2 protein-coding genes and 1 pseudogene are annotated in these 17,362 nt (G+C 64.8%); all 3 read left to right on the forward strand.

Annotated elements, in window-relative coordinates; genetic code table 11:
- Window positions 1–6: 6 nt before the first annotated feature.
- Window positions 7–6,912 (forward strand): annotated as a pseudogene (locus A2J03_RS22330) (amino acid adenylation domain-containing protein); the annotation flags it as partial.
- A 312-nt stretch (window positions 6,913–7,224) separates the two neighbouring features.
- Complete coding sequence (locus tag A2J03_RS22335; protein ID WP_082898016.1) at window positions 7,225–14,595, forward strand: non-ribosomal peptide synthetase; 7,371 nt, start codon at window positions 7,225–7,227, stop codon at window positions 14,593–14,595.
- A gap of 323 nt (window positions 14,596–14,918) precedes the next feature.
- Window positions 14,919–17,362, forward strand: a 2,444-nt coding sequence (locus A2J03_RS22340) for a non-ribosomal peptide synthetase (protein ID WP_156520532.1), incomplete at its 3' end; no start/stop codon positions are given.

The following is a 17,362-nucleotide window of genomic DNA, read 5'->3' on the forward strand; positions in this document are numbered from 1 at the left end:
GGTGTGCGGGTTCCGTTGGTGGCGCGGGAGCGTCCGGAGATGGTTCCGTTGTCGTTGGCGCAGCAGCGGATGTGGTTCCTCAACCGCTTCGACACCGAGTCCGCGGTCAACAACATCCCGGTGGCGGTCCGGCTGTCGGGATCGCTGGATATCGAGGCTCTCAATGCTGCGGTGCGGGACGTCCTCGCGCGCCACGAATCGCTGCGCACGGTCTATCCGGAGACGGATGGCATTGCCGCACAGGTGATTCTGCCTGTTTCGGCTGCGGCGCCGACGTTGGAGCCCCAGCCCGTGGATCCGGCGGACGTCGCTCGACGAGTAGAAGCAGTCATTTCGGCTGGATTCGACGTGCCCACCGAGTTGCCGATGCGAGGCGAACTGCTTCAGGTCGCGGAGGACGAGTACGTCCTCGTTCTGGTCGCGCACCACATCTCGGCCGACGGATGGTCGATGGGTCCGCTCACCCGAGATGTGATGATCGCGTATGCGGCGCGTTCTGCTGGTGAGGCGCCAGGTTGGGCTCCGCTCGCGGTGCAGTATGCGGATTATGCGTTGTGGCAGCGTGAGGTTCTCGGTAGTGAGGACGATCCGGATTCGATTGCCTCGCAGCAGGTTGCGTACTGGAAGAGTGCACTGGCCGGACTACCGGACGAACTCAATCTCCCTACCGACCGCAGTAGGCCGTCGGTGCGCAACTACGTGGGCGGGAAAGTTCCGTTCCGCATCGACGCGGAGACCCACCGGGCTTTGGTGGACGTGGCGCGGACAACGTCGAGCACTCTGTTCATGGTCGTGCACACCGCAATGGCGGTGTTCCTCGCCAGGATGTCCGGGACCGACGACATCGCTATCGGCGCTCCCATCGCGGGTCGAGGGCAGTCCGAGCTCGACGACATGGTCGGCATGTTCGTCAACACTCTGGTGTTGCGGACTCACGTCGAGCCCGAGAGGTCCTTCACCGAGATTCTCGCGCGAGCGAAAGAGGCAGATCTGCAGGCCTTCGCTCATGCCGACATCCCGTTCGAACGGCTCGTGGAGGTACTCAACCCCGAGCGGTCCACGGCCCGTCATCCGCTGTTCCAGGTGGCGCTGTCGTTCGAGAACCTCCCGTCGACCGATCTGCAACTGCCGGATCTTCATGTCAGCGGTGTTCCGTTCGAGGCCCACATTGCCAAGTTCGATCTCTCGCTCACTCTGCGCGAGCACGTGCTCGGTGACGGCGAACTCGACGGTATCTCGGCTGAGTTCTCCTATGCCGCGGACATGTTCGACGAGTCGACGATTTCCGACTTCGCGGTTCGGTTCGTCCGGTTGCTCGACGACGCGATCGCGAACCCGTCTCGACCGGTCGGCGATCTCGCACTTCTCGATGAAGGCGAGGCCGATGCCCTGACTCACGTTTCCGGTGGTGACGCTGGTGCGGCCACGACACTGCAGGAGATCTTGACAGCGGGCGCCGCCCTCGATCCCGACGCCGTCGCAGTGCGGATATCGGGCAGATCGGTGACCTACCGCGAACTCGACGAGTCGTCCTCGCAGCTGGCGCGGACACTCATCGAACGAGGCGTCGGTCCGGACACTGTCGTTGCGCTCGCGTTCCCACGCTCGTACGAGATGCTCGTATGCGTCTGGGCAGTAGCCAAGGCCGGCGGTGCGCACATGCCCGTCGACCCGAACTATCCGACGGATCGAATCGAACACATGCTGTCCGATTCGGCTGCCGTCGTGGCGATCACGGCGTCGGGATACGTCGATGCGTTGCCGGGCGAGACCTGGTTGCTGCTCGACGACGAGGCGCTTCGCCGAGAGGTCGACGCACGGTCCGTCGAGCCGATCGCTGACGGAGAGCGACGTTCGGTGCTGACGACCGACCACGCGGCGTACGTGATCTACACCTCGGGCTCGACGGGGCTGCCCAAGGGCGTCGTCGTGACCCACGCGAGCCTGCGCGGCGTGCTCGATTCCGCGGTCGAGTTGTACGGGGTGACATCGGCGAGTCGCTTCCTGCACATCTGCTCGCCGAGTTTCGATCCATCGGTTCTGGAATGGATGGTCGCGTTCTCCACCGGCGCTCGACTGGTGATCGTTCCTTCCGACGTCATCGGTGGACCGGACCTGGCAGAAATCCTGCTCTCCGAGAAGGTCACTCACTCGATCATCACGCCGGCCGTGCTGGGGACGATGGATCCCGACGGCATGGACGACCTCGAGGTCCTCTCCGTCGGCGGAGATGTGACGACGCCTGAGCTCCTTGCCCGGTGGGCACCCGGCCGGCGGTACTTCAACGGCTACGGCCCGACGGAGACGACAATCATCTCCTCCTACGCCGAACTCGAGCCCGGTCGACCGATCACCATCGGTTCGCCGGTTCGGGGCACGGCCGCGCTCGTCCTGGACGGTCGACTGCGGCCCGTCCCCGTCGGCGTTGCGGGAGAGCTCTATCTCGCGGGCGAGGGACTCGCTCGCGGCTACCACGAACGCGGTGGGCTGACCGCTTCCCGGTTCGTCGCCGATCCCTACGCGGCACCAGGCGCGCGGATGTACCGCACCGGGGACCTCGTCCGGTGGACCACGCGCACAGCCACCTTCGAGCTCGAATTCGTCGGGCGATCGGACTTCCAGGTCAAGATCCGCGGATTCCGGGTCGAGCTCGGTGAGGTCGACGCGGCGCTGACCGCTCATGACTCGGTTGCGTTCGCAGCCACCCTCGGGAAGAACCTTCCCTCGGGTGCAACGGTTCTCGTGTCGTACGTCTTGCCGACGGTCGGCGCTACCGTGGATCAGGCCACGCTGACGGAGTTCGTCGGGCAGACATTGCCGTCGCACATGGTGCCTGCGTCGATCGTCGTCCTGGACGAGGTCCCGTTGACCCCGGTCGGCAAACTCGATCGACGCGCGCTCCCGGAACCGGTGTTCCAGGAGCAGGTGTTCCGCGCAGCGGAAACCGACATCGAGGAGATCATCGCCGAGGTGTTCGCAGATGTTCTGCGCGTGCCGCGGGTGGGTGTGGACGAGTCCTTCTTCGCGCTCGGCGGCGACAGCATCGTGTCCATTCAGCTCGTCTCGCGTGCCAAGGCACGAGGTGTGTCCTTCACTCCGCGGGACGTGTTCGAGCGACGATCGGTTGCCGGTCTCGCCGAAGTTGCTGTGCGGGTCAGTGATTCCGACCGCCCCGCCGTACTCTCCGAATTGCCGGGCGGCGGCGTCGGCTCGATGCCGCTGACCCCGATCATGCGCAAGGTGACGGCAGCGGGCGGGGGTCTCGACAGGTTCTCGCAGTCGGTCTCGGTGAGTCTGCCTGCCGGAATCGACGAAGACGTGCTGACTGCGACCCTGTCGGCTGTGATAGACCACCACGACATGTTCCGGGCGGTGTATGCGGGCGGCGAACTGAGCGTCCGGGCTCAGGGCGCCGTCGACGTGGGCGGTGCGCTCGAACGGGTGCGCGTCGATGCGTCGATCTCCGGGGCCGACCTGGAGGCCCTCGCCTCCGACAGGTTGAACGCTGCGATGGGGCGCCTCGCCCCCGCAGCGGGAGCAATGGTCCAGTTCGTCTGGTTCGACTTCGATACCGAGACGGACGGGGAGGGTCGGCGCGGGGTCCTGCTCATCGTTGCCCATCACTTCGTCGTCGACGGCGTCACCTGGCGAATTCTGCTCCCGGACCTTGCCGTTGCATGGTCGCAACTCGCTGCAGGCCAAGCCGTTTCGCTTCCGGCCGTCGGGACCTCGATGCGTCGTTGGGCGCACGGGTTGGTCCAGGCTGCGGCGGCGCCTGCGCGCCGAGAAGAGTTGCCGATGTGGACATCGTTGGCGGACATCGACGATCCAGTCCTGGGTCGGCGCGCGTTCGATCCGACTGTCGACGTGGCCCGCACCGTCGAACGCGTCGAGGTCGACATCTCACCTGACGTCACCGACGCGTTGCTGACCACTGTCCCGCGTCTGTTCCGGGGCGGTGTCAACGACGGCCTGCTGGCAACGTTGGCGTTGGCGCTCGCACGTTGGCGCGAGAACCGCGGGATTCACACCACGAGTTCACTGTTCGCCCTCGAAGGGCACGGACGTGAGGAAACGGTGGTGCCCGGGGCCGATCTGTCGCGGACGATCGGCTGGTTCACCAGCGCCTACCCGCTGGCGCTTCGTCTGGACGGGCTGGATATCGGCGAGGCGTTCTCCGGCGGGCCCGCCATCGGTTCGGCGGTCAAGGCAGTTAAGGAGCAGATCCTCCAGATCCCTGATCGCGGAATGGGCTACGGACTACTGCGATACCTCGACGAGGAGACGGCCACAGAGCTGGAGTCGGTACCGGCGGGGCAGATCAGCTTCAACTATCTTGGTCGAATCTCGGCCACCGGGATCCCGGCCGAGCTCGCGGATATCGGATGGGCACCCACCGGGACGCTCGGTTCGCTCACTGCGTCGATGGACGACGACATGCCCGCGAACTCGACGATCGACATCAACGCCATCGTCACGGACAGCCCGGACGGTCCGAAGTTGGGCGCTACGTTCGCGTTCCCGACCGGACTTCTCGACCGAGCCGCCGTCAGCGAGTTGGCCGATCTGTGGACCGATGCGATGCGTGCTCTGGCCGGACACAGCCACACCGCCGAAGCAGGTGGATTGACGCCGTCGGATCTGCCGCTGATCGCGTCCACTCAGGCCGAGATCGATACGTGGGAGTCGAAATACGCGCCCGTCGAAGATGTCTGGCCGCTGACGCCGCTGCAGTCGGGCTTGTTGTTCCACGCGATGATGACCGAGACGACGGTGGACGTCTACACGATGCAGGCGGTGCTCGACCTCTCCGGCGTCGTCGACACCGAGCGATTGCGCGCATCCGGGCAGGCGTTGCTCGATCGCCACGCCAATCTCCGAGCTGCGTTCGTGTCCGACAGTGACGGACGCCCGACTCAGGTGGTTGTCGGCGAGTTGAAGCTGCCGTTCCGCGAGATCGATCTGACTCATCTGGCCGAGGCCGAACGACGGGCCGAGGCGAAGCGGATACTCGTTGCCGCGCAGGCGGATCGCTTCGACATGTCGGCGCCGCCACTCATCAGGTTCACGCTCATCAAGGTGGCCGAAGATGCCTGGCACCTCGGTATCACCAGTCACCACATCCTGCTCGACGGATGGTCGATGCCGTTGCTCATGCAGGACCTGTTGGTGTTGTACGCCGTGCATGCGGACTCGTCCGTGCTTCCGCGGGTGCGTCCGTTCCGCAACTTCCTGTCCTGGCTCGACGGTCGGGACCGAAGTGACTCGCTCGATCGATGGGCGAATGCTCTGCACGGAGTTTCCGAACCGACACTGCTCACCGAGAGTGTGCGGCGTTCCGGTGGGGCACCGGTCATCGACAAGGTCGAGGTGTCGCTCTCCGAAGAGCGGACCGCCGCGCTGAGCGCCATGGCCTCGGATCTGGGCGTCACCGTCAACACCGTGGTGCAGGCAGCGTGGGGAATTCTGCTGGGCCGCCTGACCGGGCGTTCCGATGTCGTGTTCGGTGCCACCGTTTCGGGGCGTCCGGCCGATCTCGCCGGCGTGGAATCGATGGTCGGTCTCTTCATCAATACGCTGCCGGTCCGGGTCGATATCGGTGATCGACGCTCGCGGGCGGAGACCCTCGTCCGACTGCAGGGCCAACAGGCGGACCTGCTCGATCATCATTACGTGGGGCTCACGGAGATCCAGCAGCGAATCGGCCTGGACAGGCTGTTCGACACCCTGCTCGTGTTCGAGTCCTATCCCATCGACCGTGACGCGATCGCGGCGGCCAGTTCGGTCGACGGTCTGCAGATCACCGGCGTCGGTGTCAACGACGCCACGCACTATCCGTTGACCGTGCTGACAGTGGTCGAGGCACAGCTGGAACTGACATTCAAGTACCTCGACACGTTCCTCGACGGTCGGTACGTGACCGAACTGAGTCGATGGTTCCTCTCGATTCTCGATGCGTTGATCGACGAGCCGAACGGGCAGGTCGGGACGATCGACATTCTCGACGCGGGCGAGCGAGAACGCATCGTGACTGCCTCCACGGGACCGGAGTCCGGCACGGTCGGAGCCGGAGGATCGTTCGGGTCCGACCTGCAGATACTTCCGAAGGTACTGGCGGAGGTCGTCGAGGACGATCCCGAAGCCCCGGCGCTCATATCGGGCGAGGACGAAATCAGCTACCGAGCACTCGACATCGCGTCGTCGAAACTCGCTCGTTCGCTGATCGAACGGGGCGTCGGACCGGGTGCGACGGTAGTGGTGCACCTCACGCGTTCGACGACGGCGATAGAGGCGTTGTGGGCGGTGGCCAAGACGGGCGCGGCGGTCGTTGCGTCGCAGCCCGGTTCGAGTCACCAGGTCGGCGTCGCGCAGTTCGGTGTGACCGTCGGCGCTCACCTGGCGACGGCACCGGACGGACCGACCTGGGTCGTGGTGGACAGCGTCGACTTCGTGCGCGAAACGGCGGATCGCCCAGGGCATCCGGTCTCGTACACCGACAGGCTCCAGCCGCTGTCCGGAGACCACACAGCGATCACGCTGTCCTCGGGCTCGCTCACGCAATCGGAGTTGATGCACCGTCTCGGTGAGTACTCCGAACGGTTCGAACTGGCCTACGACACACGTAGCTTCCTCTACGGTTCGTTCGACTCCGACGCGTCGATGTTCGAGGCGTTCGCGGTGACATCGCGCGGAGGCGCGCTGATAATGGGTGAACCGGACATCGGCGCAGACTCGGTGGGCGACCTTCTGTTCGAATCGTGGGCGACGCACGCGTTCGTGCCGATGGACGTACTCGAAGGATCGGGTCCGGACGACCTGGACGATCTCGTAGTGGTGGTCGTCACAGATGGGCCTGCCACGGGAGATGCGGTCGACGCGTGGGCAGACGGGCGCACCGTGACTAATCTGTGAGTGCCTTGTCGGCCATCGAGGACATCGGTAACGGTTTCGTCCGAAACCGGGATAGATCCCTGAGGTGAAGAAGCAGATCTCGAGTCTGCTCTTCGTCTGCGCGGGAAGAGCTGAGGACGGCTCGGTAAACTTGGCTGTTCTCGTTCCCTGCCCGGAACGGGCGCCCGAACGTCGCTCGGTGGATCCGATCGTGTGTCCTCGACGGCGGTGACGGGCAACGCGTGGACCGAGACCGAAGAACTGTCGACAACGAAGGTGATCCGCATACATGACGTTCCGCACTCCTGGAAGAACGAACACGGGCTCGGCGACATGAGTGCGAGTGAATCCCGCGCTCGGGTCCCTGGCGCGACTCGTGGCGCCGGTCGTCGGTCGCGTGGAGAACGTCCGACGCGTCGGACAGGTGTTCGTGCGGAGCTGTTGTCTCAGCTACTCACCGGTGCTGTCGAGACGGCGGGTGAGAAGACTGCGCTGACGTGTGCGGGCACGGAGCTGACCTACCGCGAACTCGACGAACGGTCGTCGCAGTTGGCGCGGGCTTTGATCGATCGAGGGGTCGGGCCGGGTGACAGAGTGGCACTGGCCCTGCCGAGGTCGATCGAATCGGTGCTTGCAGTGTGGGCGGTCGCCAAGACGGGTGCCGCATTCGTGCCGGTGGATCCGACCTATCCCGTCGATCGCATTCGACACATGGTGTCGGATTCCGGCGCAGTCCTCGGCCTCACCGTTTCCCATCACGTCTCGGATCTCCCCGGCGGCGTGGACTGGCTTGCGCTGGACGATTCGGCACTGTTGTCGGCCGTCGAGGCACGGCCATCGCATCCGATCTCCTACGCGGATCGGGTGCGGCCGCTGCTCGAATCGCACGCGGCCTACATCATCTACACCTCCGGTTCGACGGGAATGCCGAAGGGTGTCGTCGTCACCCATTCCGGGCTCGGTCCGCTCGTGGCTGCCGAGCGCCCGCACTACGGGCTCACCTCCGACTCCCGAATGTTGCACATCTGCTCGCCCAGCTTCGACGTCTCGGTTCTCGAATTGCTTCTGGCGTTCACGTCCGGCGCGACGCTCGTCGTGGCGCCGCCCTCGATCAAGGGGGGCCAGGAACTGGCCGACCTTCTGCGTGCCGAACGGGTCACGCATGTACTTATCACTCCAGGGGCACTGGGATCGGTCGATCCCACAGGACTGCCGGATCTCGCAGTGGTCGTCGTCGCAGGCGACACGTTCACCGGTGAGCTCGTCGCGAGATGGGTGGATGCCGAACGCGGTGACGGATTGCCACCACGCCAGTTCTTCAACGGATACGGGCCCACCGAGGCAACTGTTCTCGCGACCAGCACTGCGCCGCTTCTCGCGGGGGAGTCGCCGGTCATCGGCACCCCGATCGCAGGAGTCGGTGCATTCGTACTCGACACCCGGCTTCGACCGGTACCGGCGGGTGTCAGTGGAGAGCTCTACCTTGCAGGTGCCCAGCTTGCCGAGGGTTACAACGACCGCGCGGCGCTGACGTCGGAGCGGTTCGTGGCGAACCCGTTCGCAGACGCACCGGCGGGTATCGCCGGTGTGCGCATGTACCGCACGGGAGACGTCGTTCGACGTGACGTCGATGGCGTCATCCACTACCTCGGCCGGTCCGATTTCCAGGTCAAGATCCGTGGCTTCCGGATCGAGCTGGGTGAAATCGACAGTGTGCTCACCGCACATCCACGGGTACAGTTCGCTGCCACGGTCGGCCACGAATTGCCCTCGGGTGATGCCGCATTGGTGTCCTATGTGCAGTCGATCGACGGCGGCGCTCCGGATGGCGTTGCGCTCGATGTCGACGAGCTCGCCGATTACCTGGGCAGCGTGGTCCCCGCTCACATGATCCCGGCTCAGATCATCGAGTTGGACTCGGTTCCGCTCACTCCTGTCGGCAAGCTCGACCGGGCTGCCCTTCCGGCTCCCGTGTTCGCGGCCAGGGAGTTCGTGGCGCCGGCGACCGAGCTGGAACAGACCGTCGCGGACATCTTCGCCGAGGTCCTCGGAATCGAACGCGTCGGCAGAACCGACTCGTTCCTCGACCTGGGTGGCAATTCCCTCGCTGCGACCAGGCTTGTTGCGCGTCTCGGTGCAGCACTCGACGTCCGAGTCCCGGTGCCGTTGCTGTTCGGCAACCCGGTCGTCGAAGATCTTGCGCGCGAGATATCCTCGCGAACTCTCGGCGATGCCCGCGCCGCATTGGCGCCTCGGGAGCGCCCCGATGCCATCCCACTGTCGCTGGCCCAGCAGCGAATGTGGTTCCTCAACAGGTTCGACACCGAGTCCGCCGTGAACAACATTCCGGTGGCGATTCGGCTGTCCGGCCGACTGGACGTACAGGCGCTGTTTCACTCCATCCGCGACGTGATCGAGCGGCACGAGTCGCTGCGGACGTCCTACCCCGACGTCGACGGTATCGGGTACCAGGTCATCCAGTCCGTCGACGACGTGTTCCCCGAGCTGACGCCGGTCGTCGTCGAACCGACCGACGTCGCTATGGCGGTGCGCGACATGGTGTCGACCGGGTTCGACGTCACAGCGCAGGTGCCCCTTCGTATTCGGCTTCTGCAGGTGTCGGACGAGGAGCACGTTCTGATCCTCGTCGTGCACCACATCTCCGGTGACGGGGTCTCGATGGGCCCGCTCACTCGTGATGTGATGACGGCGTACCACGCGCGTAGTCAGAACGCGCTGCCGAACTTCGCGCCGCTGCCAGTTCAGTATGCGGACTACACGCTGTGGCAGCGCGACGTCCTCGGGTCCGAGCACGAGCCCGATTCGGTCATCGCCGATCAAATCGAGTACTGGACTTCGGCGTTGGCGGACCTGCCGACCGAACTGGGTCTGCCGTTCGATCGACCGCGGCCCGCTGTCGCGTCCAATGTCGGTGCTACGCACACGTTTACGATCGACGCCGATACGCACCGACGCTTGAAGGCATTGGCGACGGAGTCAGGCGCCAGCGTTTTCATGGTCGTGCACGCGGCACTCGCGGTTCTGCTGTCACGCTTGTCGGACTCCGCGGACATCGCGGTCGGAACGCCCGTCGCAGGTCGCGGTGAGGAAGCGCTCGACGACCTCATCGGCATGTTCGTCAACACGCTCGTACTTCGAACCGACGCGTCGCCGAACCTCGGCTTCCGTCAGTTGCTGAACGACACGCGCAACACCGATCTCGAGGCATTCGCACATGCCGATCTGCCGTTCGAGCGTCTGGTGGAGATTCTCGATCCGGAACGAAGTGCAGCGCGCCACCCGATCTTCCAGGTCATGCTGACGTTCCAGAACATGGAACCGACTCGGTTCGCGCTCCCCGGGTTGACGGTGGCGGGCGTCGACCTCGATCTCGCTATCGCCAAGTTCGATCTGCAGTTGGCCGTCACCGAGATGCTGTCCGACACGGGTGCCGAGGGGTCGCTGGTGGTCGAATTGACCTACGCGCGAGACCTCTTCGACGAAGACACCGCGGTGAGTTTCGCTCGTCGACTGACTGCGGTCGTGAACGCGGTCGTCGCCGACCCCGATGTCGTCATCGGGGACATCGACATCCTCGACGCGAACGAGCGTGCGCACCTGAGCGATGTCCGCTCCGAAGTCGTCGATTCGGGTGATGCCACGCTCGCCGCACGTTTCGAGGCTGTTGTCGCTGCCAATCCGGAGGCGCCGGCAGTTACGAGTGGTGACGTCACACTCAGCTATGCAGAGCTCGACAGCGCCGCCAACCGAGTTGCACGAGCGCTGTCGAACAAGGGAATCGGTCCCGAAAGTCTCGTTGCGGTGGCTCTCCCTCGATCCGCCGATCTGATCGCAGCGATCCTCGGTGTCCTGAAAGCCGGTGCGGGATACCTGCCCGTCGACACGAGCAATCCGGCCGAGCGGCTGTCGTACATCCTCGGCGATGCGGCCCCGAGCGCGGTGATCACGTCCTCGGACGAGGTGGAGTCGCTCGGTACGCTCGAATGCCCGGCCATCTTCGTCGACGGCGCGGAGCTTGCCGAGTACGACGGATCAGCCCTTTCCGGTGACGAACTTCCCAGCGGTATCTCCGCTGGCAACACCGCCTACGTGATCTACACGTCGGGCTCGACGGGGCGGCCCAAGGGAGTCACCGTCACCCACCGAAATGTCACGACGTTGTTCGCGGCCGCAGCGAAGAGATTCGAGTTCGGGCGCGACGACGTGTGGACGATGTTCCACTCGTACGCATTCGACTTCTCGGTATGGGAGATCTGGGGCCCGTTGTTGGCGGGTGGACGGCTGGTCGCTGTGGACTACTTCACATCGCGCTCACCCGACAAGTTTCTCGAATTGCTCGCACGCGAACGTGTCACCGTCCTCAACCAGACGCCGTCTGCCTTCGCGCAGCTGGCCGAGGCCGAACGGTCTGCGGGAGACCGTGCTGCCGCGTTGTCGTTGCGCTACATCGTATTCGGTGGCGAAGCGCTCGATCTGGGGTCCCTCGATCGCTGGTACGCCCGGCATCCGGACGGGCCGCTGCTGGTCAACATGTACGGCATCACCGAAACCACCGTGCACGTGTCGTACCTGGCGCTTTCGCGTGAGCTGGCCCATCGCGCAACGGCCAGTGTCATCGGCGACGCCTTGCCCGGATTGACTGTGCGAGTTCTCGATTCGAGGCTCGGTCTCGCTCCGGTCGGGGTCGACGGCGAGCTGTACGTCAGCGGTGCGCAGCTTGCGCGAGGCTACCTCGGCAAACCCGCTCTGACGTCCACTCGGTTCGCCGCCGATCCGTTCGGGCCGAGCGGGTCGGTGATGTACCGGACGGGCGACCGCGGTCGCTGGAACGCGTCCGGGCAACTCGAGTACGCAGGTCGTAGCGATTCACAGGTTCAGCTTCGTGGATTCCGGATCGAACTCGGTGAAGTCGAATCCGCGCTGTTGCGCGACGCCGACGTCGCTCAGGTGGTGGCCATCGTGCGTCGTGACGTCCGCGGCGCTGCCGACGCAGGGGAGCGGGCCACGGAATCGTTGGTCGCCTACGTCGTACCGTCGGCGGGCGCGAGTATCGATGTCGCCCGATTGCGGTCCGTTGCCGCCCAGTTCCTCACCAGCTACATGGTTCCGGACGTCATCGAGATCCTGGACGGGCTACCGCTGACGGTCAACGGCAAGCTGGATCGTCGAGCCTTGCCGGTTCCGGTGTACGCATCCGCGTCCGCCTTCCGCGCGCCGAGTACTCCTGCCGAGAAGGCGGTTGCCGAGGTGTTCGGGCAGGTACTCGGCCACGACGCCGTGGGCGCGGACGACTCGTTCTTCGAGCTCGGCGGCAACTCGCTCGACGCGACCCGGGTCATCGCGCGACTGAACGCAGCGCTCGGTAGCGACGTGACGGTTCGCGAGTTGTTCGAATCACCGACGGTCGCCGCTCTCGCGTCGTGTGCAAGCCGACGTCTCGGCGTCGGGGGCCGCAGAACACTCGTCGCTGCCGAACGGCCGTCACGCATCCCGCTGTCGCTGGCCCAGCAACGAATGTGGTTCCTCAATCGACTCGACCCTGGCTCGTCCGTCTACAACATCCCGCTGGCGATACGGTTGTCGGGTGAGCTCGATCCCGGTGCACTCGACCACGCCATTCGCGATGTGATCGACAGGCACGAGAGCCTGCGTACGAGCTACCCGTCGGACGAGGACGGGCCGTTCCAACAGATCGGCGACGTCGCGGACGTCGGGCTCGATCTGGCGCCGATCGCCTGTGCGAGCGAGATGGAACTGATCGACCGAGTTCGCGAGACGATCACACGTGGTTTCGACGTGTCGAGCGGCGTACCGGTGCGTGTGCAGCTGTTCGCGCTCGCCGAGGACGATCATGTCCTCGCCGTCTCCGTGCATCACATCTCCGCCGACGGGGTGTCGATGGCTCCGCTGGCGCGTGATGTGATGACTGCCTACGTGGCGCGGACGTCCGGTTCGGCGCCCGCCTGGGCCCCGCTACCCGTGCAGTACGCGGACTACGCGCTCTGGCAGCACGACGTTCTGGGCACGGCGGAGGACGCCGACTCCCTCGCGGCAGCACAACTTCGATACTGGACGGAGCAGTTGTCGGGAGTTCCCGACGAGTTGGACCTGCTTACGGACAGGCCGCGTCCGCCTCAGCAGTCGATGCGTGGGCGTTCGTGGTCGACCGAACTGTCTGCGGAATCGACCGAGTCACTCGCTGCGATCGCGCGCGAGAACAACGCTTCGCTGTTCATGGTCGTGCACAGCGCATTGGCTGTGCTGTTGGCTCGCATCAGCGGCGGACGGGACATCGCAATCGGCACAGCGGTAGCCGGCCGCGGTGATGCCGCCCTCGACGGACTGGTCGGAATGTTCGTCAACACGCTCGCTCTACGAGTCGATGTCGATCCCGCCGACCGATTCGGCGATCTTCTCGACCGGGTGCGGAACGTGGACCTCGGAGCCTTCGCCAACGCGGATGTCCCGTTCGAGAGGGTCGTGGATGCGGTCGCCCCGGCGCGATCGGTGGCCCGACATCCGATCTTCCAGGTGGTCCTGTCGCTGCAGAACCAGGAGCAGGCAAGCCTGGAATTGCCGGGGCTGTCCGTTGCGGTGCTCGATGGTGCCGAACTGGCAGCCAAGTTCGATCTTCAGATCACGGTCGAGGGCGTCGGCGATCGGCTCCGCATCGTCTTCACGTACGCGACGGATCTGTTCGACGAAGGGTCGATCGTCCGGCTCGGCGAGCGGTTCACGAAGGTACTCGATGCTGTCGGCCGCGACACCGAACTGATCGTCGGGGACATCGACATGCAGTCCGATGCCGACGCCGACGCCGGGCACGTTCTCACGGCGCCGTCACCCGACGACGTTGCGTCGCCGTCGGTCGTCGAGGGTGCGACCCTCGCGCAAGTGCTCCGTACCGTGGTCGACGACGATCCCGACGCCCCGGCCATTTCGGTCGGTGATGTCGACATCACATTCGCCGAGGTCGACGAGAGGTCGTCACAGCTCGCTCGTGAACTGATCGCACGAGGCGTCGGTCCTGGCGATTCGGTTGTCGTGGCTGTTCCGCGCTCCGAGGAGCGTGTCGTCGCGCTGTGGGCCGTAGCGAAGAGCGGCGCTGCGACGGCAGTCGGGATGGCCGACTCTGCTGCTCTCGGCATTGCTGCGACCGCAGACGGTGTCGAGAATGCGGTCGACGAGTGGATCGTCCTGAACGAGAAATCCGTCATCGACTCGGTCGCTGGGCGCTCGTCACGTCCCGTGTCGTATTCGGAGCGTGTGCGATTGCTTCGGCCCGAGGATCCGTTTGCATTCTTCGATGACGCTCGTGAACCGATATCGCACGGCGACGTCGTCACGCTGGCCGATTCACTGCGCGAGCACATCGGGTTGACCTATGAGTCCCGCACGTACGGGACTGCGGAATTCGGTAACGTTTGGTCTGCAATGGAATGGGTACTCGCGTCGTCCACCGGCGCGGCGATGGTGATTCTCGACTCAGAACAGACCAATTCTGTCGATGTGGTCGCTGTCGAACACTGGGTGACGCACGCATTCGTTTCCGGGAAAGAAGCCGAGGCCCTCGGTGACACTATGGACGCCGAGGACCTTGCCTCGGTGGTGCTCATCGAGCATCCGATCGGAAATGTGCTCCCAACCAGCCGTTCGACGGCGGGCTGGACAGTATTCGGCTGATAGCCAGGGCGTCGCGCAGGGGCAGGGGAAGAGTCTGCGCGACGCCCATGAAACCGTCTTGGAGAATGTTTGTGACGCAATTCTCGTAAATTCGCTGATTATCTCGGTTTTATCTCGACGAGACCGCAATTGTTAATCTTCACGTCATCTTCGTGCGCGAATGTGAATCGTGAGTAATTGCAGATTTCGCGTCCCTTGGTAGCCTTCATGGTAGGTCCGAATATGGTACGAAATGCCTGTGATGCAGAAATAGGCTATTTTGTCCGATTTGGATCCCAAAAGTCAGTCCGAATCCCTGACCGACTGCGAGGACACGCTTACCGATGAATCCGACGAATTCCAACGCGCACCGTGGCGCTTCCGGCGAGACGGCGGTCGAGCGCTCTCCCAAGTCGGGCACATCGAAGGGGCGCAAGAAGGACAAACGCGCGCCGCGCACGCGCCGGGTTCGCTCGGTCTCGTTGCCGGATGTGTTGGCCGCAGCGGTGGAGCGAAGTCCGGATTCGAAGGCAGTGGTCTGTGGTTCGGCGAGTGTGTCGTACCGCGACATGGACGGTCGGTCGTCCCGTTTGGCGCGTGTGCTGGTGAACGCAGGCGTCCAGGTCGACGGATTCGTGGGTGTGGCGCTGCCGAGGTCGGTGGAATCGGTCATGTCGGTGTGGGCGGTGGCGAAGTCGGGAGGGGCGTTCGTTCCGTTCGATCCAGGTTATCCGGCCGATCGTCTGGAACGGATGGTCCTCGACTCCGGTGTCCGGATCGGCGTCACCCTGAGTGAGTTCGTACCGGCACTGCCGACGAGTGTGCAGTGGATCGTGCTGGACGACCCCGTCGTCGAAGAACTGCTGGCGGGGGTCTCGTGCGAGCCGATAACGGCGGTGGATCGGGTCGGGCGGATACGGCCGGAGTCGGCTGCCTACGTTGTCTACACCTCGGGCTCGACAGGTGTTCCCAAAGGCGTGGTGGTGACCCAGGCAGGATTGGCCGATTTCGCGGCGGAGCAGCGCACGCGCTACGGATTGGCGGCGGACTCTCGAACGCTTCACTTCGCCTCGCCGAGCTTCGATGCGTCCGTGTTGGAGTTGCTGTTGGCGGTGGGTGCGTCCTCGACGATGGTCGTGGCAGAGGCGTCCGTGTTCGGCGGGGTCGAGTTGTGGAAGCTGTTGGTGTCCGAGCGTGTGTCACATGCGTTCGTCACGCCCGCCGCGTTGGCATCGGTGGATCCCGAGGGATTGCCGGATTTGCGCGTGGTGGTCGTGGGTGGCGAGGCGTGGTCGCCCGAGTTACTGGCTCGCTGGGCAGTCGAGCGGGGTGACGGTCGGGGTGTTCGCGAGTTCTTCAACGGCTACGGTCCGACCGAGACGACGATCATGTCCAATATCTCGGATGCGCTGGTCGCGGGCGCGGTGGTGTCGATCGGTGCTCCCATTCGCGGGATGTCGGCGGCGGTACTCGACGATCGGCTACGTCCGGTCGTCGGCGGCGCGAAGGGCGAACTGTACGTCTGGGGGCCGGGGGTAGCTCGTGGTTACCACAATCGCCGGGGGCTGACTGCTGCGCGTTTCGTCGCCAATCCGCTGGTCGGGGACGGCAGTCGTATGTACCGCACCGGCGATGTCGTTCGTCGCGTGCCCGAATCGCACGACATCGAGTACGTGGGACGCAGCGACTTCCAGGTCAAGATCCGCGGCTTCCGCATCGAGCTCGGTGAGATCGATGCCGTCGTCACCTCCCATCCCCAGGTCGAGTTCGCGGTCACCGTCGCACGCACGAGTCAGCAGGGGGCCGCCGCGACCGTGCTGGTGACCTACGTGTTGCCGGTGGTGGAATCGACCCTCGACGTGTCGGTGATTCGGCGGTGGGTGAAGGAACGGTTGCCGCGGCACATGGTGCCGGCGCAGGTGGTCGCGCTCGACGCACTACCGCTGACACCGGTGGGCAAGCTGGATCGAGCTGCGTTGCCCGAGCCGACGTCGATCGAACGCGAGTTCCGCGCGCCCGGCTCCGCCACGGAACAGGTCGTCGCAGGCGTGTTCGAGGATGTGCTGAAAGTCGAGGCGGTGGGCCTCGACGACGACTTCTTCGAACTCGGTGGCAACTCGTTGATCGCAACTCAGGTGGCGGCGCGATTGAGTGCCACGCTCGGCCGAACGGTCTCGGTTCGAACCCTGTTCGAAAGTTCGTCCGTGGAGTCGCTCGCAGCATCCGTGGCGATGGCATCCGAGATCGACGAGCGGCCACAGCTGATCAAGGGCGAACGGCCGGATCGAGTCCCGCTGTCACTTGCGCAACAACGCTATTGGTTCCTCAACCAATTCGACACCTCGTCGATCGTGGACAACATTCCGATTGCCGTGCGCCTGTCCGGCAATCTCGACGTCGAAGCCCTTCAAGCGGCCGTCGCCGATGTCGTCGATCGACACGAGGTGCTTCGAACCTCCTACCCGAACGAACCCGACGGCCCATCGCAGTCGGTGTCGCCCGCCGCGCTCGCGGTTCCCGATGTGACGCCGGTCCGAGTACGTCCAGAAGACGTGTCCGAGCGCGTGCGCGAGGCGGTGACCCGACGGTTCGACGTCACCGAGGCTCCACCGGTGTTCGTCCGGCTCTACGATGTCGACGACCCGAGCACAGAACATGCTCGCGACTACGTACTCGTCATCGTCGTGCATCACATCAGCGCCGACGGATCCTCTCTGCCCGTGCTCGTCCGCGATGTCATGATTGCGTACGCGGCACGCGCAGCCGGGCAGACCCCGCAGTGGTCGCC

Origin of the sequence: Rhodococcus sp. EPR-157 (genome assembly GCF_001647195.1) — a bacterium.
GTDB lineage: Bacteria > Actinomycetota > Actinomycetes > Mycobacteriales > Mycobacteriaceae > Rhodococcoides.

Excerpts from the sequence above, each read along its gene's own strand:
- A2J03_RS22335 (WP_082898016.1), top strand. The coding sequence starts at position 7,225 with ATGAGTGCGAGTGAATCCCGCGCTCGGGTCCCTGGCGCGACTCGTGGC.